The 21,580-nt window shown below is 59.3% G+C and carries 20 protein-coding genes; 3 read left to right on the top strand and 17 right to left on the bottom strand.

All coding sequences use genetic code 11. The features are described from left to right. The first annotated feature begins 84 nt into the window (after positions 1-84). Together JZX87_RS22645 and JZX87_RS22650 are read left to right on the top strand one after the other, a co-directional pair. Positions 85-1,152, top strand: a complete 1,068-nt coding sequence (locus JZX87_RS22645; protein ID WP_206828155.1) for a TraB/GumN family protein — start codon at positions 85-87, stop codon at positions 1,150-1,152. Between the two features lie 113 nt (positions 1,153-1,265). Then, positions 1,266-2,291 (top strand): TraB/GumN family protein, encoded by a 1,026-nt coding sequence (locus tag JZX87_RS22650; RefSeq protein WP_206828156.1) that lies wholly within the window; start codon positions 1,266-1,268, stop codon positions 2,289-2,291. A gap of 77 nt (positions 2,292-2,368) precedes the next feature. On the opposite strand, the gene JZX87_RS22655 is transcribed toward JZX87_RS22650, so the two are convergent. From JZX87_RS22655 to sdhC, 15 genes are all read right to left on the bottom strand, one after another. Next, positions 2,369-2,863: a cytochrome b gene (locus tag JZX87_RS22655; protein WP_206828157.1), complete on the bottom strand. Its 495-nt coding sequence runs from the start codon at positions 2,861-2,863 to the stop codon at positions 2,369-2,371. Positions 2,864-2,973: 110 nt separating this feature from the next. Then, positions 2,974-4,380: a dihydrolipoyl dehydrogenase gene (gene lpdA / locus JZX87_RS22660; protein WP_206828158.1), complete on the bottom strand. Its 1,407-nt coding sequence runs from the start codon at positions 4,378-4,380 to the stop codon at positions 2,974-2,976. 62 nt (positions 4,381-4,442) lie between these two features. Next, positions 4,443-5,087: a LysE family translocator gene (locus JZX87_RS22665; protein ID WP_206828159.1), complete on the bottom strand. Its 645-nt coding sequence runs from the start codon at positions 5,085-5,087 to the stop codon at positions 4,443-4,445. A 12-nt stretch (positions 5,088-5,099) separates the two neighbouring features. Continuing rightward, complete coding sequence (locus JZX87_RS22670) at positions 5,100-5,513, bottom strand: MAPEG family protein (RefSeq protein ID WP_148148162.1); 414 nt, start codon at positions 5,511-5,513, stop codon at positions 5,100-5,102. A gap of 37 nt (positions 5,514-5,550) precedes the next feature. After that, a complete protein-coding gene (odhB, locus tag JZX87_RS22675) occupies positions 5,551-6,783 on the bottom strand; it encodes a 2-oxoglutarate dehydrogenase complex dihydrolipoyllysine-residue succinyltransferase (protein WP_206828160.1) in 1,233 nt (410 codons plus the stop codon). A gap of 60 nt (positions 6,784-6,843) precedes the next feature. After that, positions 6,844-9,843: a 2-oxoglutarate dehydrogenase E1 component gene (locus JZX87_RS22680; protein ID WP_183828395.1), complete on the bottom strand. Its 3,000-nt coding sequence runs from the start codon at positions 9,841-9,843 to the stop codon at positions 6,844-6,846. A gap of 213 nt (positions 9,844-10,056) precedes the next feature. Continuing rightward, entirely contained in the window at positions 10,057-10,962 is a 906-nt protein-coding gene (sucD, locus tag JZX87_RS22685; RefSeq protein ID WP_183828398.1) for a succinate--CoA ligase subunit alpha, read from the bottom strand. 17 nt (positions 10,963-10,979) lie between these two features. After that, positions 10,980-12,173, bottom strand: a complete 1,194-nt coding sequence (gene sucC, locus JZX87_RS22690; RefSeq protein ID WP_092999534.1) for an ADP-forming succinate--CoA ligase subunit beta — start codon at positions 12,171-12,173, stop codon at positions 10,980-10,982. A 68-nt stretch (positions 12,174-12,241) separates the two neighbouring features. Beyond that, entirely contained in the window at positions 12,242-13,204 is a 963-nt protein-coding gene (gene mdh, locus JZX87_RS22695; RefSeq protein WP_112509119.1) for a malate dehydrogenase, read from the bottom strand. A gap of 175 nt (positions 13,205-13,379) precedes the next feature. Next, the gene (gene zapE / locus JZX87_RS22700) at positions 13,380-14,546 is read right to left on the bottom strand and encodes a cell division protein ZapE (protein ID WP_206828162.1); all 1,167 of its coding nucleotides are present in this window, start codon (positions 14,544-14,546) and stop codon (positions 13,380-13,382) included. A gap of 24 nt (positions 14,547-14,570) precedes the next feature. Further along, a complete protein-coding gene (locus JZX87_RS22705) occupies positions 14,571-15,098 on the bottom strand; it encodes a protease inhibitor Inh/omp19 family protein (protein ID WP_183828404.1) in 528 nt (175 codons plus the stop codon). A gap of 210 nt (positions 15,099-15,308) precedes the next feature. Then, the gene (locus tag JZX87_RS22710) at positions 15,309-16,088 is read right to left on the bottom strand and encodes a succinate dehydrogenase iron-sulfur subunit (RefSeq protein ID WP_148148156.1); all 780 of its coding nucleotides are present in this window, start codon (positions 16,086-16,088) and stop codon (positions 15,309-15,311) included. A gap of 18 nt (positions 16,089-16,106) precedes the next feature. Continuing rightward, on the bottom strand, positions 16,107-17,951 hold the full coding sequence (sdhA, locus tag JZX87_RS22715) for a succinate dehydrogenase flavoprotein subunit (protein ID WP_148148155.1): 1,845 nt from the start codon (positions 17,949-17,951) through the stop codon (positions 16,107-16,109). A 6-nt stretch (positions 17,952-17,957) separates the two neighbouring features. Further along, positions 17,958-18,338, bottom strand: coding sequence for a succinate dehydrogenase, hydrophobic membrane anchor protein (gene sdhD, locus JZX87_RS22720; protein WP_148148154.1), 381 nt, complete (start codon positions 18,336-18,338; stop codon positions 17,958-17,960). A gap of 12 nt (positions 18,339-18,350) precedes the next feature. Further along, positions 18,351-18,740, bottom strand: coding sequence for a succinate dehydrogenase, cytochrome b556 subunit (gene sdhC, locus JZX87_RS22725; RefSeq protein WP_148148153.1), 390 nt, complete (start codon positions 18,738-18,740; stop codon positions 18,351-18,353). Positions 18,741-19,018: 278 nt separating this feature from the next. Here sdhC and JZX87_RS22730 point away from each other — a divergent pair, with 278 nt between their 5' ends. Beyond that, complete coding sequence (locus tag JZX87_RS22730) at positions 19,019-19,501, top strand: hypothetical protein (RefSeq protein WP_206828164.1); 483 nt, start codon at positions 19,019-19,021, stop codon at positions 19,499-19,501. A gap of 12 nt (positions 19,502-19,513) precedes the next feature. Here JZX87_RS22730 and JZX87_RS22735 read toward each other — a convergent pair whose 3' ends face one another. Further along, on the bottom strand, positions 19,514-19,897 hold the full coding sequence (locus JZX87_RS22735; RefSeq protein WP_206828167.1) for an ester cyclase: 384 nt from the start codon (positions 19,895-19,897) through the stop codon (positions 19,514-19,516). Between the two features lie 1,216 nt (positions 19,898-21,113). Beyond that, positions 21,114-21,580: class I SAM-dependent methyltransferase (locus JZX87_RS22740; protein WP_206828169.1), on the bottom strand; the 467-nt coding region annotated here is incomplete at its 5' end.

Here is a 21,580-nt window from a genome sequence, read left to right on the forward strand (position 1 = left end):
GTGAACCAATCGGTAACCAATCCCGTTAAGCAACTGTCGAAGCCGCGATGATACGTTTTGGACCGATTAATCCGGATCCGTGACATGAATTCCTCATTCCTCGACAGCCCCCTTTTCGAACGCCTGCAGGGTTTTGCGCTCTGGCTGCTCGCATTGCTGCATGTCGCGGCCCTCGCCTCGCTGATCCTCATCCTCGGCATGTTGTCATCCGCCGATGCACAGGAAGAAGCCTGCCATGGCGTTAATCTCGTCGACGAGATGAGATCAGAAAATCCGGATGCTTATGCCAAGGCGCTTGCGGAAGCCGAAACGGTCCCGAACGCCAAGGGAATTTTCTGGAGAATAGAAAAGCCGGGCGTCGCCACCTCATATCTGCTCGGCACCATGCATGTCACCGATCCACGCGTCCTCAAAATGCCGCCCGGAGCCGACAAGGCGCTCGCCGATGCCAAGACTATTATCATCGAATCCAACGAGATCCTTGATGACAAAAAGGCCATGGCCGGCATTCTCGCCAAGCCGGAACTGACCATGCTGACCAACGGTAATACGATCGAAAAGCTGATGAAGCCGGATGATCTTGCCGTGCTCGAAGAAGGATTGAAGAAGCGCGGCGTTCCGCTGGCGACCGTCTCTCGCATGCAGCCCTGGATGCTGATGTCGCTTGTATCGCTGCCGGCCTGCGAACTCGCCCGCAAGGGAAACACCGCCTTTCTCGACAAGCGCATCGCACTCGATGCCGCAGCCGAGGGAAAACCGGTCAAAGGCCTGGAAACGCTCGCCGAACAGCTCACCGCCATGGCCTCGATCCCGACCGAGATGCACCTGAAATCGCTGGTCGAAACGATCAAGCTCGGCCCGAAAATGGATGACGTCTTCGAGACGATGACGCAGCTTTATCTCACTGGCGAGATCGGCTTCACCATGCCTTTCCTGAAGCAGGTCGCACCTGATGGGAGCGACAATGCCGGTTATACGGAGTTCGAGGAACTGATCGTCACCAAGCGCAACCACCTCATGGCCGAACGCGCAGCACCTATCCTCAGCGAAGGCAATGTCTTCATGGCCGTCGGCGCCCTCCATTTGCCCGGCAAGGACGGCTTGGTGGAACTTCTGCGCAAACAGGGTTTCACCCTATCGAAAGCCGACTAGATGCTTTTTGACGCTCGGCCCGGAGCAGTGAGATTTGGTCATTGCACCGGCTGGAAAACTCTACGATGGTTCGGAGCCTGAAAGCGATATTAGCAGCTCTTTCGACGGTTCCCATGTTCGCACATATATTGCATCGTAACCTTGTTTTCCTGGCCGCCAGTCTCTGCCTTCTTCTTGGCCTGTCCGCTATTGCCAACGCCGAGCCGGTATCATGCGGCGGGATCGATCTCCTCGCGAAAATGAAACGCGAGGACCGCAAGACTTACGACCAGATTCTTGCCGAAGGCCGCAAGATACCGAATGCGCGAGGCCTCTTCTGGAAGATCGAGAAACGCGGCGTCAAACCGTCCTACCTGTTCGGCACGATGCACGTGTCGGATCCGCGGGTGATCAAACTACCCCACACCGTCAAGAAGGCGCATCTTAAGGCCAAGGTCATTGTCCTGGAATCCGACCAGCTGCTGGAACTCGGCAAGGCCCGCCTTCTGGCCTTCACCAAGCCGGATATGATGATGATGCCCGCTGGCAAGCGCATCGAAGATTTTCTGACTCCAGAGCAGCGCGGCGTCGTCGATACGGCCCTGACGGCGAGGGGCGCACCGCTTTCGGCAGTAAACTATCTGAGACCCTGGATGGTCACCAGCATCGTTGCCTCGGCCTGTGAGCAATCACGCGCCAAAGACAGAACACCGGTTCTGGATCAGCAGCTGGCACTTGATGCCATCGAGAACAACATACCCCTGAAAGGTCTGGAGACACTGGAGGAGCAATACGGCGCTCTGAACAAGATGTCGCTTGAAGCTCAGGTAAAGAACCTCATCTCTGCTATCGCCCATCCCGAGCAGTTCGCGAACATCGATGAGACAATGCTCAGGCTCTATTTAAGCGGTGATATCAGACCACTAGCACCGCTTTTGAGATGGCTTTCCCAAAACGACACGACGATGGCGGCTGACAGTTTCGCGGAATTCGAAGACGAGGTCATCACCCGGCGAAACCACACCATGGCGGACAGAGCCAAGCCATTCCTGCAGGACGGCAACGCCTTTATCGCCGTTGGTGCGCTTCATGTCCAAGGGGACGACGGCCTAGTCGAGCTATTCAGAAAACAGGGCTTCAAAGTCACGCCTGCGATCTGACCATCTGCGATCATGTCCAGATCCTCCGATGAGATCGAAGACGGTGTCTGTAGACTCGAGGCTGCCGAACTTCCAAATCACGACCGCCCGCTCGTCATCCGGCGCAGGATATTGGTCTTCCAATAGAACTGATGCACCAGCACGCCGAGTATGTGCAGACAGATCAGCACCCACAGGGCCGTTTTCATCCAGCCGATATGGGCGAATGCCGCCATGCTGTTCTTGAAATAGAAGGCCCCGATCCCGGCAAGCGGCATGATGATGAACATCGCGTAGAGCGACCAATGCGTGATCGTCGCCACGACGCGCGAAAAGGCAGGCTCCGCTTCCGGATGCGGCGGAGCGCCGAGCGCTATGCGAAGACAGAGCCGGGTCAGGGCCAGCGCCAGTATCGCAATCCCTACATAGGCATGGATATTGGCGGACGTCATGATCTCGGGCGGGATCGGCTTGTCGCCGAAATAGAGTTCCCCGAATGCCGTCATCGCATCAGAAAACAGGAGATTGAACAGGATCAGCACGGCCATCAGCCAGTGCAGGATGCGCTGCGACAGAGAGAATGCGGTCTTCATGTCCGTCACTTTCCTGAGAGAGCAATAAGACAGGAAGTTTAGGACAGATGAGGAAAAGAAAAAGGCGGGACCGAAATCCCGCCTTTCTCATCTCGAATTATTCGCACCGATTACATATGGATCGGCTTGGCAAAGGTCGAAAGAGCGGCTTCCTTGACGGCTTCCGACATGGTCGGGTGTGCGTGGCAGGTGCGGCCGAGATCTTCCGACGAACCGGAGAATTCCATCAGCACGGTGATCTCATGGATCATCTCGCCGGCGCCGAAGCCGACGATGTGACCGCCGAGAACCCGGTCGGTTTCCTTGTCGGCGAGGATCTTGACGAAACCGTCGGTCGCCAGCATGGCGCGCGCACGGCCGTTGGCGGTGAACGGGAACTTGCCGACCTTGTAGGCGATGCCTGCAGCCTTCAGTTCCTCTTCAGTCTTGCCGACGGAGGCGACTTCCGGCTGGGTGTAGACGACACCCGGAATGACGTCATAGTTCACGTGACCATGCTGGCCGGACAGGATTTCGGCGAGAGCAACGCCCTCGTCTTCGGCCTTGTGCGCCAGCATCGGGCCCTTCACCACGTCGCCGATCGCATAGATGCCGGCAACATTGGTCTTGAAGCCACCATCGATTTCGACGCGACCACGATTGTCGAGCACGACGCCTGCAGCTTCAAGGCCCAGGCCTTCAGTGTAAGGCTTGCGGCCGGTGGAGATCAGCACGACGTCTGCCTCAACGTTAACCGCATCGCCACCCTTGACCGGCTCGTAGGTGACCTTGGCGCCGGTAGCAGTCTTTTCGACGGCCGTAACCTTTGCTTCGGTACGGATATCCATGCCCTGCTTGGCGATCATCCGCTGGAACTGCTTCGACACGTCGGCATCCATGGCGCCGAGCAGCTTGTCGAGATATTCGATCACGGTAACCTTGGAGCCGAGACGCATCCACACCGAACCGAGTTCCAGACCGATGACACCGCCGCCGACCACGATCAGGTTCTGCGGAACCTTTTCCAGTGAAATCGCGCCGGTCGAGGACACGATGACCTTCTCGTCGATCTCGACATTGACGCCCGGAATGCCAGCAACGTCGGAACCGGTGGCGATGACGATGTTCTTCGTCTCCAGTTCCTGCACCTTGCCGTCTTCACCCGTAACGGAAACCTTACCAGCCGCAACGATCTTGCCGGTGCCGATAAAGCCGTCGATCTTGTTCTTCTTGAACAGGAAGGCGACGCCATCGGTGTTCGACTTGATGGTCGCATCCTTGTGAGCCATCATCTTGGTGAGGTTCAGCGTAGGCGCAGCAACTTCCACACCCAGCGTATCGACGCCATGGGCGACCTGGTGGAACATTTCCGAAGCATGCAGAAGAGCCTTCGACGGAATGCAGCCGACATTCAGGCAGGTGCCGCCATAGGTGGCGCGTTTTTCGACGACCGCGACCTTCAGGCCGAGCTGTGCTGCCTTGATTGCGCAGACATAACCGCCCGGGCCACTACCGATAACGACGACATCATAAGCCATGTTCTAATTCCTGATTTCTGGTTTTGGCAGGCTCATTCCCGCCAGCGTTTCGAGAATGGCCCTCAGGCCGCTTTTTCAGTTGCGAGTTTGATTCCGAGCGCGATGAACACCACACCGCTGGTCCGGTCGATCCACTTGCTGGCACGCGAAAACGCCGCCCGCATGCGCGGCGTCGTCATGAATGTGCTGACGCCGACGAACCAGATGATCAGGCAGGTCGCCATCACCAGCCCGTAGCCGAACTTGATCGCCATCGGCGTATGGGCGCCAACGACGGTCGAGAAGATCGACAAGAAGAAGAAGACCGGCTTCGGGTTGAGGGCGTTCGCGGCAAAGCCGAGCGTGAATGCCTTTAGCGCCGACTGGCCCCGCTTGACGCCATCAACCTGCCCATCCGCTGGAACGCTGATCTCGGTCCTGCCCGCCTTCAGCGCCTTCACACCGATATAGACCAGATAGGCGACACCCAGCCATTTAACGATGTTGAACAGATAGACCGACTGCGAAATGATCAATCCGAGACCGAGGATCGTGTAGCTGACATGGAACATCAGTGCCGTGCCGATGCCGAAGCTGGTGATGATCGCCTGCCGGCGGCCATGGACCAGCGCCTGTCGCATCACCATGGCAAGATCCGCCCCCGGCGAGACGATCGCAAAGGAGAAGATCGCCATCAGCGAGATCAGTTCGATCATATAGGCATGCATGTTGAATATCCCTCAGAGCAGCAGCGCGGCCATCATGATCAGCAGTCCGGCAAGGCTCAATAGCCAGACCATCGAGCGGACATAGGGAATGCCCGCCAGATAGAGCGGAACATAGGCAATCCGCGCGATCAGCCACACCCAGGCGCCACCGATGCCAAGTCCGGTCGGGTCGCCGATAAAGGCAAGCCCGAGAAGCAGGCCGATAAAGGCCGGATAGGTTTCCTGATAGTTCTTCGAGGCGCGCGCAGCACGCCCCGCCGCCGCATTCTTCGGTGCAATATCCTCGTCGCGTGGTCCGGCATTCCATTTGGAACCCAGTTCACGCGTGGCGAGAAATCCCTGCAGCAGAATATGAAAGAGCAGCAGGACCACACTCAGACAAAGCACGACCACAAGATGGGTTGCATTTGCCGAAGCGGGTTCCATGCTGCTCTCCTTAGTTCAGGATGTAAGGCTTGAAGTCTTAGAGATCGAGAACCAGACGTTCCGGATCTTCCAGGCTTTCCTTGACGCGAACGAGGAAGGTGACCGCTTCCTTGCCGTCGACGATGCGGTGATCGTAGGACAGAGCGAGATACATCATCGGGCGGATGACGATCTGGCCACCGACGACGACCGGACGCTCCTGGATCTTGTGCATGCCGAGAATACCCGACTGCGGGGCGTTCAGGATCGGCGAGGACATCAGCGAACCGTAGACGCCACCATTGGTGATGGTGAACGTGCCGCCCTGCATGTCGGCCATGGAAAGCGAACCGTCACGAGCAGCCTTTGCGAGACGACCGAGTTCCTTTTCGACGCCGGCGATCGAGCGCTGGTCGGCGTCACGGATGACCGGAACGACGAGACCCTTGTCGGTACCGACGGCCATGCCGACGTGGCAGTAGTTCTTGTAGATGATGTCGGTGCCGTCGATCTCGGCGTTGACAGCCGGCAGTTCCTTCAGCGCGTGGGTCACGGCCTTGGTGAAGAAGCCCATGAAGCCGAGCTTCACACCGTGCTTCTTCTCGAACACGTCCTTGTAGCGGTTGCGCAGGTCCATCACCGCCTTCATGTCCACCTCGTTATAGGTGGTCAGCATGGCGGCGGTGTTCTGTGCATCCTTGAGACGCTTGGCGATCGTCTGGCGCAGACGGGTCATCTTCACGCGCTCTTCGCGAGGCGCATCCTCGGCCGAGGAAACCGCGCGCGGAGCAGCCGGAACGGCAGCCGGGGCCGGAGCGGACGGGCCCTTGGCGATGGCGGCGAGAACGTCGCCCTTCAGAACCTGGCCGCGCTTGCCCGAACCGTCGATATCGGCAGTCGAGATGTTGTTGTCGGCAGCAACCTTGGCAGCAGACGGTGCAGCCGGCATCGACGATGCGGCAGCAGGAGCAGCAGCGGCCGGTGCAGCGGCAGCCGGGGCCGGTGCAGCTTCTGCAGGCTTTGCAGCAGGAGCGGCAGCAGCAGTGCCAACAGCGCCTTCTGCGATCTGGCCGAGCAGCGCGTCGAGACCGACAGTCTCACCGTTCTGCGCAACGATTTCGGTCAACACGCCGGAAGCCGGGGCTGGAACTTCGACGGTAACCTTGTCGGTTTCCAGTTCGACCAGCGGCTCATCGGCCTTGACCGTATCGCCGACCTTCTTGAACCAGGTGCCGACGGTCGCCTCGCTGACGGACTCGCCGAGGGTTGGAACGCGGATTTCGGTTGCCATGATCTGTTTCCGTTTTTCTCAAGATTCGTTTCGAACAAATTAGGGGAGACGGCTGAAAAATCAGCCGCCGAGAGCGTCTTCGAGGAAGGCTTCCAGCTGTGCCAGATGCTTCGACATCAGGCCGGTCGCCGGCGATGCTGCTGCCGGACGGCCCGTGTAGCGGACGCGCTGATACTTGGCATCGATATGCGCCAGAACCCATTCCAGGTAAGGGTCGATGAACGACCAGGCGCCCATGTTCTTCGGCTCTTCCTGGCACCAGACCATTTCCGCGTTCTTGAAGCGCGACAGCTCGTTGATCAGAGCCTTGGCCGGGAACGGGTAGAGCTGTTCGATACGCAGCAGGTAGACATCGTCGATGCCGCGCTTTTCGCGCTCTTCGAGAAGGTCGTAATAAACCTTGCCGGAGCACATCACGACGCGACGGATCTTGGCATCCTTCTGCAGCTTGATCGGGCCGTCCTTGATGACTTCGGCATCGTCCCACAACAGGCGGTGGAACGAGCTTTCGCCCGCCAGTTCCGCAAGCGTCGAGGTTGCACGCTTGTGGCGCAGCAAGGACTTCGGCGTCATCAGGATCAGCGGCTTGCGGAAGTCGCGCTTCACCTGGCGGCGCAGGATGTGGAAGTAGTTGGCAGGTGTCGTGACGTTGGCAACCTGCATGTTGTCTTCCGCGCAGAGCTGCAGGAAGCGTTCCAGGCGAGCCGACGAATGTTCCGGGCCCTGACCTTCATAGCCGTGCGGCAGAAGGCAGACGAGACCGGACATGCGCAGCCACTTGCGTTCGCCAGACGAGATGAACTGGTCGAACACCACCTGCGCACCGTTGGCAAAGTCGCCGAACTGGGCTTCCCAGAGGGTCAGCGCGTTTGGACGGGCCAGCGAGTAACCGTATTCGAAGCCGAGCACGGCTTCTTCCGACAGCATGGAGTTGATCACTTCATACTTGCCCTGGCCCGGCTGCAGATTGGCAAGCGGGATGTAGCGTTCTTCGGTGTCCTGATCGTAGAGAACCGAGTGACGCTGCGAGAAGGTGCCGCGTTCGCAATCCTGGCCGGACAGACGGATCTTCGTGCCTTCGACGCAGAGCGAACCGAAAGCAAAGGCTTCCGCCATCGCCCAGTCGAGGCCTTCGCCGGTCTCGACCATCTGTGCGCGGTTTTCCATGAAGCGCTTGATCGTGCGGTGCGCGTTGAAACCTTCCGGAATGGTCGACAGCTTGCGGCCGATTTCCTTGAGGCTCTTCATCGGCATCGAGGTCTTGCCGCGACGCTGCTCGTCGGCATCGTCGGCGGAACGCAGACCTGACCACTGGCCGTCCAGCCAGTCGGCCTTGTTCGGCTTGTAGGCCTGGCCGGCTTCGAACTCGGCGTCGAGATGGGCGCGCCAGTCGGCCTTCATCTTGTCGAATTCGGCGTCGGTGATCACGCCTTCGCCGACCAGACGTTCGGCATAGATCTCGGCCACGGCCTTGTGGGCGCGGATGACCTTGTACATCTTCGGCTGGGTGAACGCCGGCTCATCGCCTTCGTTATGGCCGAAGCGGCGGTAGCAGAACATGTCAAGCACGACCGGCTTGTGGAACTTCATCCGGTATTCGGTCGCAACCTTGGCGGCATAGGTGACCGCTTCCGGATCGTCGCCGTTGACGTGGAAGATCGGCGCTTCGATCATCTTGGCAACGTCCGACGGATAAGGCGACGAACGCGAGAAGCCAGGATTGGTGGTGAAGCCGATCTGGTTGTTGATGATGACGTGCATCGTACCGGCAACGCGGTGACCGCGCAGACCCGACAGGCCGAGGATTTCGGCAACCACGCCCTGGCCCGCAAAGGCCGCATCGCCGTGCAGAAGCAGTGGCAGAACCTTGGAGCGCTCGGAGAGCGGGATGATGTTGTCCTTTTCCCAGACCTTGGCCAGCATGTCCTGCTTGGCGCGGGCCTTGCCCATCACGACCGGGTTGACGATCTCGAGGTGGGACGGGTTTGCGGTCAGCGACAGGTGAACCTTGTTGCCGTCGAATTCGCGGTCGGAAGAGGCACCGAGGTGGTACTTCACGTCGCCCGAACCTTCGACTTCGTCAGGCTTGAACGAACCGCCCTTGAACTCGTGGAACACGGCGCGGTGCGGCTTGCCCATGACGTTGGTCAGAACGTTCAGACGGCCGCGGTGGGCCATGCCAACGATGACTTCTTCAAGACCCAGCTGGCCGCCGCGCTTAATGATCTGTTCGAGTGCCGGGATCAGTGCTTCTCCGCCATCGAGGCCGAAACGCTTGGTGCCCTTGAACTTGACGTCGAGGAACTGCTCGTAGCCTTCACCTTCGATCAGCTTCGAAAGAATGGCCTTCTTGCCTTCCGGGGTAAAGGCGACGCCCTTGTCCGGACCTTCGATCCGTTCCTGGATCCAGGCCTTTTCTTCCGGGCTCGACATATGCATGAACTCGACGCCGATCGTCGAGCAATAGGTGCGCTCGAGGATCGCGATCATCTCGCGAACGGTCGCGTATTCCATGCCCAGAACGTTGTCGATGAAGATCTTGCGATCGTAATCGCTCTCTTCGAAGCCGTAGGACTTCGGCGACAGTTCGTTGTAGTCCTCGACCGGGCTTGCGATGCCGAGCGGATCGAGTTTGGCATGCAGGTGGCCGCGCATGCGGTAGGCGCGGATCATCATGATGGCGCGCACGCTGTCGCGGCTCGCCTGATGAACATCGGCTTCGTTGACGGTTGCACCCTTGGCAGCGGCAGCGGCTTCAGCCTTCGCCTTCACCTTGGTTTCGATCGCCTTTTCCACCACCGGCCAGTTACCGTCGAGAGCGGAAACAAGGTCGCCACCAGCTGCGATCGGCCAGTTCGAACGCTTCCAGGAAGCGCCCTGCGCTGCCTTCTTCACGTCTTCGGGGCTGTCGGCCAGGGCCTTGAAGAAGGCCTGCCACTCTTCCGAAACCGAATTCGGATCGGCTTCGTAATTGGCATAAAGTTGTTCGATATAGACGGCGTTCGCGCCATCTAGGAACGAAGTGATGAGAAACTGCTCGTTGGCTTCTTGCCGGGACATGGCCTATTGCGGGCGCCGCGCCCGCCTCCTCACGTGGTCGGAACCGAGGACCTCGCCGGCTCCGCATTCTCTGGTCTGTCGTCGTGTCTTGTCGCCGCTGCGACACCGTCTTTTGACGGGTGACCCGCAGGCAAAAAAGCTTCCGCCTGCGGGTTCTAAACCTTGAGGTCCATCGCCGCCTGTCTATCGGCGGCGAGTGACCGTTATGTGGCGTCAGCCCTTGAGAACTTCAACCAGCGTCTTGCCGAGGCGTGCCGGGGAAGGAGACACCTTGATGCCTGCTGCTTCCATGGCTGCGATCTTGGATTCCGCATCGCCCTTGCCGCCGGAAACGACAGCGCCGGCGTGACCCATGGTGCGGCCCTTCGGAGCCGTACGGCCGGCGATGAAGCCTGCCATCGGCTTCTTGCGGCCCTTCTTGGCTTCGTCGATCAGGAACTGGGCTGCATCTTCTTCAGCCGAACCGCCGATTTCGCCGATCATGATGATCGACTGGGTGGCTTCGTCAGCGAGGAACATTTCCAGCATGTCGATGAATTCGGTGCCCTTGACCGGGTCGCCGCCGATGCCGACAGCCGTCGTCTGGCCGAGGCCTTCGTTCGAAGTCTGGAATACGGCTTCGTAGGTCAGCGTGCCGGAGCGCGAAACGATACCGACCGAACCCTTGCGGAAGATCGAGCCCGGCATGATGCCGATCTTGCATTCTTCCGGCGTCAGAACGCCCGGGCAGTTCGGGCCGAGCAGGCGCGACTTCGACTTGTCGAGCTTTGCCTTGACGCGCACCATATCCATGACCGGGATACCCTCGGTGATGCAGGTGATGAACGGAACTTCGGCTTCGATCGCTTCGATGATCGCGTCGGCAGCACCTGCCGGCGGAACGTAGATCACGGTCGCATCAGCACCGGTGCGCTCCTTGGCTTCGGCAACCGAAGCGAAGATCGGCAGCGCCGTGCCGTCGACGCCCGACGACCAGGTTTCGCCACCCTTCTTCGGGTGGATACCGCCGACCATCTTGGTGCCGTAGTAAGCAAGCGCCTGTTCTGTGTGGAACGTGCCGGTCTTGCCGGTCAGGCCCTGAACGAGGATCTTGGTGTCTTTATTGACGAGAATAGACATGTAACAGGTTCCTCAGATTAGGCTTTGATCGCCGCAACGATCTTCTTGGCGGCATCGTCCAGATCGTCAGCAGCCGTGATAGCAAGGCCGGATTCGTTGAGGATCTTCTTGCCGAGCTCGACATTGGTGCCTTCGAGGCGAACAACGAGCGGAACCTTCAGACCGACTTCCTGAACAGCTGCGACAACGCCTTCGGCGATGACGTCGCAACGCATGATGCCGCCGAAGATATTGACGAGGATGCCCTCGACCTTCGGGTCAGCGGTGATGATCTTGAAGGCAGCAGCGACCTTCTCCTTGCCGGCGCCACCGCCGACGTCACAGAAGTTTGCCGGCTCTTTGCCGTAAAGCTTGATGATGTCCATCGTCGCCATGGCGAGACCGGCACCATTGACCATGCAGCCGATATTGCCGTCGAGGGCAACGTAGGCGAGATCCCACTTGGAGGCTTCGATTTCCTTGGAGTCTTCTTCGGTCTCGTCGCGCAGCGCCTTGACGTCGTCATGGCGGAACAGCGCGTTGCCGTCGAAGGACATCTTGGCGTCGAGAACGCGCAGGTGTCCGTCCTTCATGACGATCAGCGGGTTGACTTCGAGAAGAGCCATGTCCTTTTCGCCGAACGCCTTGTAGAGCGCCGGGAAGAGCGACTTTGCGTCTTCGGCAGCTGCACCCGAGAGTTCGAGAGCCTTGGAGATCTTGGCAACGTCGTCAGCCGTCACACCGGTTTCCGGGTCGATGGCGATCGTGTGGATCTTCTCAGGCGTGTCGTGGGCAACGGCTTCGATGTCCATGCCGCCTTCGGTCGAAACGACGAAAGCAACCTGACCGACGGAACGGTCGACCAGCAGCGAGCAGTAAAGTTCGCGGTCGATGTCTGCACCGTCTTCGATGTAGAGGCGGTTAACCTGCTTGCCGGCTTCGCCGGTCTGCGCGGTTACCAGCGTGTTGCCGAGCATGTCCTTGGCGTGAGCCACGACTTCCTCGATCGACTTGGCCAGGCGAACGCCGCCCTTGGCATCGGGCCCAAGTTCCTTGAACTTGCCCTTGCCGCGACCGCCGGCATGGATCTGGCTCTTGACGACGTAGAGCGGGCCTGGGAGCTGCTTGGCAGCAGCTTCGGCTTCTTCGACCTTGAGGATCGCGACGCCTTCGGCAACCGGTGCGCCGTAACCCTTCAAGAGAGCCTTGGCCTGGTATTCATGGATATTCATGGGGCTTGATCCCTATTTGAATGACGTGAGCGCTGGCAAAAGCCAGCGCCGAACTTTTTGGAAGCTGATTACTTCAGCGAAGGAACGAGGGCGATGCAGGCTTCGCAGAGACCGGCAACAGCACCGACCGACTTCTGGAAGGCCGCTTCTTCGTCCTTGTTGAATTCGACTTCGACGATGCGCTCGACACCACCGGCGCCGAGAACGACCGGAACGCCGACATACATGTCCTTGACGCCGTACTGGCCGGAGAGGTGAGCAGCGACCGGCAGGACGCGCTTCTTGTCCTTGAGGTAGGATTCAGCCATTTCGATCGCCGAGGCGGCCGGAGCGTAATAGGCAGAGCCGGTCTTCAGGAGGCCGACGATCTCTGCGCCGCCGTCACGGGTGCGCTGGATGATCTGGTCGAGCTTTTCCTGCGTCGTCCAGCCCATCTTGACGAGATCGGTGAGCGGAACGCCGGCAACCGTGGAGTAGCGAGCGAGCGGCACCATCGTGTCGCCATGGCCGCCGAGGACGAATGCAGTGACGTCCTGAACGGAAACGTTGAATTCTTCGGCGAGGAAGAGACGGAAACGGGCCGAGTCCAGAACGCCAGCCATGCCGACGACCTTGTTCTTCGGCAGGCCGGAGAACTTCTGCAGCGCCCAGACCATCGCGTCGAGCGGGTTGGTTATGCAGATGACGAAAGCGTTCGGAGCATATTTCTTGATGCCTGCGCCGACCTGTTCCATGACCTTGAGGTTGATGCCGATCAGGTCGTCGCGGCTCATGCCCGGCTTGCGGGCGACACCGGCGGTTACGATGCAGACGTCGGCGCCTTCAATCGCAGCATAGTCGCTGGCGCCGGTCAGCTTCGCATTGAAGCCTTCAACCGGACCGGACTGAGCGATGTCGAGGCCCTTACCCTGCGGGATGCCGTCGGCGATGTCGAAGAGGACGACGTCGCCCAGCTCCTTCAGGCTGGCAAGATGCGCCAGCGTGCCACCGATCATGCCCGAACCAATAAGTGCAATCTTCTTACGCGACATGGAAATGCTTCCTCTTCAAATCCTGACCTGCGGCAAGTTAGCGCAGGCTCATCTTGCGGCAGCACGGATAGCCTCATCTGCCAAAAATGGCAAACGATTATTTTGAGACTATATTTTTCAATCGGTTAGATACTATTTGAGTTACGTGAACGTAAGAATTTCTGCCATAAATATGTCAGACTTCCTGCCGCTTCTCATTATGGAGCAACAGATATTCCGCGCTTCTCATCTCGAAAAGTCGCGAAACCGTGCGGTCGAATTCGAAACCTTCGGTGCCTCTACGCTCCGTCAGCAATGCGTCTGGTGTGACTGCAGCCGAAATGAAAAGCCGCACGGAATGATCGTAGAGCGCATCGACCAGATTGATGAACCGCTTCACTTCATTGCGCTTTTCCGCGCCGAGCTGCGGCACGTTATCAACAAAGACGACGTCGAAACGCGCGGCGATGGCCAGATAGTCCGAAGCGCCGAGCGGCTTTTCGCAAAGATCGGAGAATGAGAAACGCGCAGCCCGCCCGACTGCCGCAGGCACATGAATGCTGCGCCCCTTCATCGGCAGTTCGACCGGCTCGGCCCTGTCGCCATCGGTGACCTGATGCCATGCGGCCTCCATCGCCGCATCCGCACGCCCGTCGAGCGGCGTCAGATAGACGGGCAGATTGGCATTCTTCTGCATCCGGTAATCGGTCGGACTGTCCAGCGTCACCACATCGACATGGCTGCTTAGAAGTCCGATAAACGGCGTAAACAGGCCGCGATTGAGCCCGTCCTTGTAGAGATTTTCCGGCGCAACATTGGAGGTCGCGACCAGCACGCAGCCGAGATCGAACAGCTCGGTGAAAAGCCGCGCCAGGATCATCGCATCGGTAATGTCGGTCACGGAGAATTCATCGAAGCACAGAAGCTCGGCTTCCGCATAAAGTGCGGCGGCAACCGGCGGCACCGGATCGGCCTGCTTCGTCTCACCCCGCTTCAGCTTCTGCCGCTGTTCGTGGATGCGGTTATGCACGTCGGCCATGAACTCATGAAAATGCGCCCGCCGCTTTTTCTGCGTGGGCGCCTTCTTGAAGAACATGTCCATGATCATGGTCTTGCCGCGGCCGACACTGCCATAGACATAAAGGCCGCGCACCTTTTCCGCATGGCCATTGCCGCGACGGGCAAACAGCCAGCCAAGCGCACTCGACTTCTTCGCGGGTTTTGCCTCGCGCAACGCGACGAGCACGCGGTCGAGCCTGGCAGCGACCTCCATCTGCGCCTTGTCGGGCGTCAGAACGCCGGACGCCGCCAGAGCCTTGAGCTCTTCGCAGACGCTCGACGTATATTCTGGAATGGGTTCCACCGAGGGACGCCCCTTATGTCAGTATTAGCGGCTCAGACTGACCTGCTGGCCCGAATTCGTGGTACCGTCGAAGCGGTTGTCGGCGCTCTTGTAGACCCGACCGATCACATCGCCTGCACGGTTCTTGAACTGAACCATCTTGCCGGAGACTTCCCATGAGCCCATGGCCGTCAGCTCACCGGCGCAACCGCGGGTACCACCGCGCGAACCGCTGCCGAGATTGGTGAGCGTCAGGAACATGTCGCAGGATGCGCCGCCATTGGAAACGCGCCAGTTGCCGACCATCTGCTCCTTGGTGACATCGAGCGCGCTGGCGGGAGCAGCCGCGTTCGGGTTAGCCATGGCCATGTTCTGACCACCCTGAGGTGCGGAAGGATATTGCGAAGCGCCACCCGGAGGCGGAAGCTGACCGCCCTGAACACCCTGAACGGGCTGGGCCTGAAGCGGAGCGGGCTGCGCCGGCAGATCACTATAAGGGCTGTAGGATGTCCGCTGGCAACCAGCCAACGCAAGGGTCAGTACCAGACCTGTTGCCACATATTTGAACTGCATCAAAAACTCCTGTCCGGATCATTTCACACTGCCCTACAACTTGGGCACGACAGTTTGGCCGGGAATATCGTAAACGACCTTGGTTAATCAAGGGTATCCAGCCAATCCGGCATAATCGCGACGATCTGCACGGTCAATTCGGCGTGCGCACCGGGCAGCAAGACAAACCAAAGGCCGCAACGAAAGCTGCGGCCCTGGGCTTTTCAAAGACTAGACGCGGCGCTCGACCATCATCTTCTTGATCTCGGCAATTGCCTTGGCCGGGTTCAGACCCTTCGGGCAAGCCTGGGCGCAGTTCATGATCGTGTGGCAACGATAGAGCCGGAACGGATCCTCGAGATTGTCGAGGCGCTCGCCCTTGGCTTCGTCGCGGCTGTCGATCAGCCAGCGATAGGCCTGCAGGAGAACTGCCGGACCGAGGTAACGGTCGCCGTTCCACCAGTAGCTCGGACAGGAGGTCGAGCAGCAGGCGCACAGAATGCACTCGTAGAGACCATCGAGCTTGAGGCGATCCTCATGGCTCTGCTTCCACTCCTTGGCCGGCGTCGGCGACACCGTCTTCAGCCACGGCTCGATCGAGCGATGCTGGGCGTAGAAGTTGTTGAGGTCCGGAACGAGGTCCTTCACCACCGGCATATGCGGCAGCGGATAGACTTTGACCGTGCCGGAAATGTCGTCCATGCCCTTGGTGCAGGCCAGCGTGTTCGTGCCGTCGATATTCATCGCGCAGGAACCGCAAATGCCTTCGCGACAGGAACGGCGTAGAGTCAGCGTCGGGTCGATCTTGTTCTTGATGTAGAGAAGACCGTCGAGCACCATCGGGCCGCAATCATCCAGATCGACATAGAACGTGTCGATGCTCGGGTTCTTGCCGTCATCCGGGCTCCAGCGATAGATGCGGTATTCGCGAACGTTCGTGGCGCCTTCCGGCTTCGGCCAGACCTTGCCTTCGGACATCTGCGAGTTTTTGGGGAGAGCGAGTTCAACCATGGTCCAATTCCCTCCGGATCAATACACGCGAGCCTTGGGCTCGATCTTGTAGGGATCGATGCCTTCGGCGATCAGGTCCGTATGGACCGGACGGTAATCGAGCTTGACGTCGCCCTTTTCGTTGACCCAGGCCAACGTGTGCTTGCGCCAGTTGACGTCGTCGCGGCCGGCGAATGCGCCTTCCGTGAAGTCCTCGCGGGCGTGGGAGCCACGGCTTTCCTTGCGGGCCTCGGCGCCATAGACGGTGGTGATCGCATTCGCCATCAGGTTATGCAGTTCCAGCGTCTCGACCAGATCCGAGTTCCAGATCAGCGAACGGTCGGTGACCTTGACGTCGGGGAGCTCGCTCCAGATCTGCGACATGCGCTTGCAGCCGGATTCGAGCGATTCCTGCGTCCGGAACACGGCGGCATCGTCCTGCATGGTGCGCTGCATCTTGTCACGCAGCACGGCCGTCGGCGTTGCGCCATTGGCGTGACGCAGGCCGTCGAAGCGGTCCATGATCTTGTCGCAGGCAGCAACATTGAGCGCCGGGATAGCGCCTTCGCGGTCGATCACCTGGCCGGCGCGGATTGCGGCGGCGCGGCCGAAGACCACGAGGTCGATCAGCGAGTTGGAGCCGAGGCGGTTTGCACCGTGAACCGAAGCGCAACCTGCTTCACCGACAGCCATCAGGCCCGGAATGATCCGTTCCGGATTGCTCGAGTCGGCGTTGAGCACTTCGCCCCAATAGTTGGTCGGAATGCCGCCCATATTGTAATGAACCGTCGGCAGAACCGGGATCGGCTCGCGGGTCACGTCGACGCCGGCAAAGATCTTCGCCGATTCCGAAATGCCGGGGAGACGCTCGTGCAGCACGGCCGGATCGAGATGGTCGAGATGCAGGAAGATGTGGTCCTTGTTCTTGCCGACGCCGCGGCCTTCACGGATTTCCATCGTCATGCAGCGCGAAACGACGTCGCGCGAGGCAAGGTCCTTGGCCGAAGGTGCATACCGCTCCATGAAGCGCTCGCCCTCGGAATTCACGAGGTAACCGCCTTCGCCGCGTGCGCCTTCGGTGATCAGACAGCCGGAGCCGTAGATACCGGTCGGGTGGAACTGGACGAATTCCATGTCCTGCAAGGGCAGGCCGGCGCGTGCCACCATGCCGCCACCGTCGCCGGTGCAGGTATGGGCAGAGGTTGCCGAGAAATAGGCGCGGCCATAACCGCCGGTCGCCAGAACCACCATCTTGGCGGCGAAGCGATGGATCGTGCCGTCGTCGAGGTTCCAGGCAACGACGCCTTCGCAACGGCTGCCGTCATCGGACATGATCAGGTCGAGGGCGAAATACTCGATGAAGAATTCCGCGTTGTTGCGCAGGGACTGGCCATAAAGCGTGTGCAGGATGGCGTGACCGGTACGGTCGGCCGCAGCGCAGGTGCGCTGCACCGGCGGGCCGGCGCCAAAGTTCTGCATGTGGCCGCCGAACGGACGCTGGTAGATCTTGCCTTCCTCGTTACGCGAGAAGGGCACGCCGTAGTGCTCAAGCTCGTAAACGGCTTTCGGCGCTTCCATGACCATGTACTGCATGGCGTCAACGTCGCCGAGCCAGTCGGAACCCTTGACGGTGTCATAGAGGTGCCACTGCCAGGAGTCCGGCGTCATGTTCTGCAGCGAGGCGGCAATACCGCCCTGCGCCGCGACCGTGTGGGAACGTGTCGGGAAAACCTTGGTGATGCAGGCGGTCTTGAAACCCTGCTCGGCCATGCCGAGTGTGGCGCGAAGACCCGCACCGCCAGCGCCCACGACGATAACGTCGTAGGAATGGTCGACATAATTATATGCTTTGCCGTTCTGGGCTATCGGAGTCACGGATGCCATGATGGATTATCCTACGAACGCAATTTTCAGAACGGCGAAAAGACAGAGGCCACCGATCAGCATTGCAAAAAATGTATTGAGCATGACGGCCAGGAATTTCAGGCCTTCGTTATGCACGTAGTCGACGATGATTTCCTGAACGCCGATGCGCATGTGCACGAGACCGGCAATGATCATCAGGCCGAACAGCACGGCGATGAGCGGGTTCGACAGCGCCTGGACGACTTCCTCGTAAGGAGCGCCTGCATAGCGGATCAGGAAGATGATGAAGAAGATGGCGAGCGGCACGAGTGCCACTGCAGACATCCGCTGCATCCAGAAATGTTCGGTGCCGTCCTTTGCTGATCCGAGACCACGAACCTTGCCGAGGGGAGTACGCATATCCATGATGTTTCCTCCTCAGATGGCCAGGCCGATGATCCAGACCAGCACGGTCAGACAGATCGATACGATGGGCAGGATCACCGCCACCTTGGTCGCGAAGTGTTTTTCAAAACCATGACCCATGTCCCACACGAAATGGCGGATACCGCCGAGCATGTGGTGGATCAGAGCCCAGGTATAGCCGAACAGGACCAGCAGCCCGATCCAGGTGCCGAACAGCCAGCTGACCCAGTCGAAATAGGGCTTGCCGGATGCGGCTGCGATCAGCCACCAGGCAAGAAGCACAGTGCCGACAGCCAATGCACCACCGGTAATACGGTGGATGATCGACATCAGCATTGTGGGAATCAGTTTGTAAACTTGAAGATGCGGCGACAGAGGCCGATTATTTGTTATATTCGCCATCATTACCTCGCGGCGTCGTCTCAGCGGGCGGGCGCCCGGCAATGCACCATGCCGAGAAAATGTGCATTGCATCATCGGCGTGGTTTAATCTTGGAATTCCAAGACGACAAGATCAATTCCGACGTCGCGTGAATTTAATCGATTGTGAATTGCAAGAGGAAAAGCCTCGGACAAATCGCCGCGGCGCATTAACCATCAATTCCAAAGATTTGGGCGCCGACGTGCGCTGGCGCAGAGAACATGTTAACCTTTGATTAACCATGATCTCGGAGTTCGCCATGATCGCGAATCGCATAAAACCTGTTCTTTTTGCACTTACGCTATCCGGCGCCTTCGCCTCTGCAGCCTCCGCGCGCGATCGTTCTCCGGATTTTAACAGCGGCGAAACCGGTTACCGGGGCCATTATTACGGCCACGGGCATCATGGCCGACGCGGCGAGCTAAAGCTGTTTTCCGATCAGCGCCTGGGCGGCGCCAGCCGTGTAGTGTCATCGGCACGAAACAGTCGTCCCGACAAAGGTTCCATTCAGACACTCGGCTCATTCGCTACTGTCTCCGGCTCGTCGATCATCTACACTGACGGCTATCGCGAAATATACGTCGGCGAGTATGCCTCGGAACCCTCGCGCTCAGGTCTTTCCTATCCCGCACCCAAGGCGAAGATCATCACCGTCACGGAAGAACTTGCCAACGGCAACTTCCGGCCGATCAACGGCTGCAGTTACGAGATGGATGTCTGCGTCATCCGTGGGGAGAAGTGAGGCCGGATATCTTCACCCAAGCTGGACTTCGATCGCAGCCTTGTCGATGACCGACCAGACCTGAGCGATCAGTCCGCCGGAAAATTGGTAGAAGACGTTTTCGGAAAACCGGATACGACGACCATTGACCGGAAGGCCGAACAGCTCGCCGGCAGGCGTACAATCGAAAACCAATCGGCTCGCCACTTTCGGGGCCTCGACTACCAGGAAGTCGATGGTGAAACGCAGATCCGGAATGGCGCGAAAATCTCCCACCAGCATCTCACGATAACCGGCAAGCCCGATTTGCCGTCCATTATGGACCGCATTCTCATCAACGAAATCGCCAAGACTTTGCCAATCCTGCCGGTTCAGGCAATCGATATACCCGCGATAGATTTCGGCAAGTTCGTCCATCTCCGCCGCTCCCTTCGCCTCCCATGATTATGAGTGGTGAAACGCGACAGACGGACGACCCGTTCCACCCATATCGTCTTGCCCACCGGCCTTGTCCTCACGCTGGATTTCGGCTTCAGCATTGTTTCTTCACAATGTTCCCCGATGAGGCTCTCGGGATCCCAGTCCACTCCGTATAGAGCGCTCCGCGTTAGTCGTCGGTCACAATGTAGCCACATCCCGCCATGCGAGCATGGGATTTGGCGCGCGTTCGTCAGCCAATCGCGGCATTTTAGGGTTTGTGTTTGGATCCTCGGGTCAAGCCCGAGGATGACGGAGGATAGGGGATGCGAAATGGCACCTAAGGGGCGACGTCGCGTCGTTGGTTCGCTTTTGGCAACTTGGTTCCACCTCTCTGTCGTCATCCTCGGGCTTGACCCGAGGATCCAAGCACAAGCGCTACCGTGTTCCCGATTTCCATAAGCAAGCTCATCGTCGCGGGGACATTTCGGCCCTCCACATCAACAAAACCAACACCTTACACAAAACATTATCCCCGCCCTCCCGACCCGTGCCTACAATCCCCCGGCTTCCGTCGCCGGAGTGTTGCGCGAGACGTTCGCGGGCAGGCGGGAGCCGGCGCTTTCGTCTGATCCGTAACGTGCGGCAAGGGCGCAAGGGGTGAAACGCATGGGAGAGGGACAACCTTTTCCCTATCAAGCCTCCCCCCGGCATCCATGCCGGGTTCGGTTGAGCCGTCCAAGTGTGGGAAACCACATGCAGCGAGGCGAGAGGATCACCCGTAGGGACCGGAAGTCCCGAGACAAGCCGAAGGCCACGCATATGCGGAGCCACATTTTATATTCCAAAGAGGTTCCGCATAGGCGTGCGCTTCTCCGGAATGTTTTTTGACAACCACGGCGGGAGACTGCGCGGGGCAGGATTGGTACGTCTGGAACCTGACACCGTAATCGCTTGTGCATGGATCCTCGGGTCGAGCCTGAGGATGACGGCCGATGGGTGGTGCAAAGGTGCCCAAAACATAACTCCCATGGCAATGGATACAGTAACCAGGGCACGAGGCCTGTTTTGGCCTCCAACAGAAACCAAAACCTCCTTCATCCTCGGGCCTGCCCCGAGGATCCAGACACAAGCACGCCGCAGTTCATTTGGTTGTCGCCATCGTCTCTCGGCAGGCGGATGAGGGGCAATCCGCAACGATGTAGAAAAGCCTCCCCTACCCGAACCGCCAGACCGTCGTCTTCTTGACCTCGCTATCCTCCAGCGCCCGCGTCACTGGCACCTCGTAAACCGCAAGCTTCTCCAGCCGCTCCTTCGGCAGATAGCTCCGCCCCGGATCACCGACCAAGACCACCTTGCCTGCATCGGCTAAGGCCGTGAACCACGGCACCAGCGCCGCCGCAAAATCCCGGTCGTAGAAGACATCTCCGGCAAGCACGACCTCGGCATCAACCCTAAGGCCAATCTGGTTCTCGCCCGTGAACCCGATCTCGACCCCGTTCTCGGCCGCATTCAGCGTCACTGCCGTCCGCGTCCATGGATCGATATCCGCCGCCAGCACATGCGCTGCCCCCGCCATCTTTGCCGCAATCGCCACCAGCCCGGACCCGCTGGCAAAATCCAGCACTCGTTTGCCGGCTACCGTTTCAGGATTGTCGAGGATGTAACGGGCCAGCCCCTGCC

Origin of the sequence: Agrobacterium sp. Ap1, assembly GCF_017313375.1 — a bacterium.
In the GTDB taxonomy this organism is placed as follows: Bacteria; Pseudomonadota; Alphaproteobacteria; order Rhizobiales; family Rhizobiaceae; genus Neorhizobium; species Neorhizobium cellulosilyticum.

Excerpts from the sequence above, each read along its gene's own strand:
- odhB (WP_206828160.1), bottom strand. The coding sequence starts at position 6,783 with ATGGCAACCGAAATCCGCGTTCCAACCCTCGGCGAGTCCGTCAGCGAG.
- JZX87_RS22670 (WP_148148162.1), bottom strand. The coding sequence starts at position 5,513 with ATGGAACCCGCTTCGGCAAATGCAACCCATCTTGTGGTCGTGCTTTGT.
- JZX87_RS22650 (WP_206828156.1), top strand. The coding sequence starts at position 1,266 with ATGTTCGCACATATATTGCATCGTAACCTTGTTTTCCTGGCCGCCAGT.
- JZX87_RS22665 (WP_206828159.1), bottom strand. The coding sequence starts at position 5,087 with ATGCATGCCTATATGATCGAACTGATCTCGCTGATGGCGATCTTCTCC.
- JZX87_RS22680 (WP_183828395.1), bottom strand. The coding sequence starts at position 9,843 with ATGTCCCGGCAAGAAGCCAACGAGCAGTTTCTCATCACTTCGTTCCTA.
- mdh (WP_112509119.1), bottom strand. The coding sequence starts at position 13,204 with ATGTCGCGTAAGAAGATTGCACTTATTGGTTCGGGCATGATCGGTGGC.
- JZX87_RS22655 (WP_206828157.1), bottom strand. The coding sequence starts at position 2,863 with ATGAAGACCGCATTCTCTCTGTCGCAGCGCATCCTGCACTGGCTGATG.
- sdhD (WP_148148154.1), bottom strand. The coding sequence starts at position 18,338 with ATGGATATGCGTACTCCCCTCGGCAAGGTTCGTGGTCTCGGATCAGCA.
- JZX87_RS22705 (WP_183828404.1), bottom strand. The coding sequence starts at position 15,098 with ATGCAGTTCAAATATGTGGCAACAGGTCTGGTACTGACCCTTGCGTTG.
- sucC (WP_092999534.1), bottom strand. The coding sequence starts at position 12,173 with ATGAATATCCATGAATACCAGGCCAAGGCTCTCTTGAAGGGTTACGGC.
- JZX87_RS22730 (WP_206828164.1), top strand. The coding sequence starts at position 19,019 with ATGATCGCGAATCGCATAAAACCTGTTCTTTTTGCACTTACGCTATCC.
- lpdA (WP_206828158.1), bottom strand. The coding sequence starts at position 4,380 with ATGGCTTATGATGTCGTCGTTATCGGTAGTGGCCCGGGCGGTTATGTC.
- JZX87_RS22735 (WP_206828167.1), bottom strand. The coding sequence starts at position 19,897 with ATGGACGAACTTGCCGAAATCTATCGCGGGTATATCGATTGCCTGAAC.
- sucD (WP_183828398.1), bottom strand. The coding sequence starts at position 10,962 with ATGTCTATTCTCGTCAATAAAGACACCAAGATCCTCGTTCAGGGCCTG.
- JZX87_RS22710 (WP_148148156.1), bottom strand. The coding sequence starts at position 16,088 with ATGGTTGAACTCGCTCTCCCCAAAAACTCGCAGATGTCCGAAGGCAAG.
- sdhC (WP_148148153.1), bottom strand. The coding sequence starts at position 18,740 with ATGGCGAATATAACAAATAATCGGCCTCTGTCGCCGCATCTTCAAGTT.
- sdhA (WP_148148155.1), bottom strand. The coding sequence starts at position 17,951 with ATGGCATCCGTGACTCCGATAGCCCAGAACGGCAAAGCATATAATTAT.
- JZX87_RS22645 (WP_206828155.1), top strand. The coding sequence starts at position 85 with ATGAATTCCTCATTCCTCGACAGCCCCCTTTTCGAACGCCTGCAGGGT.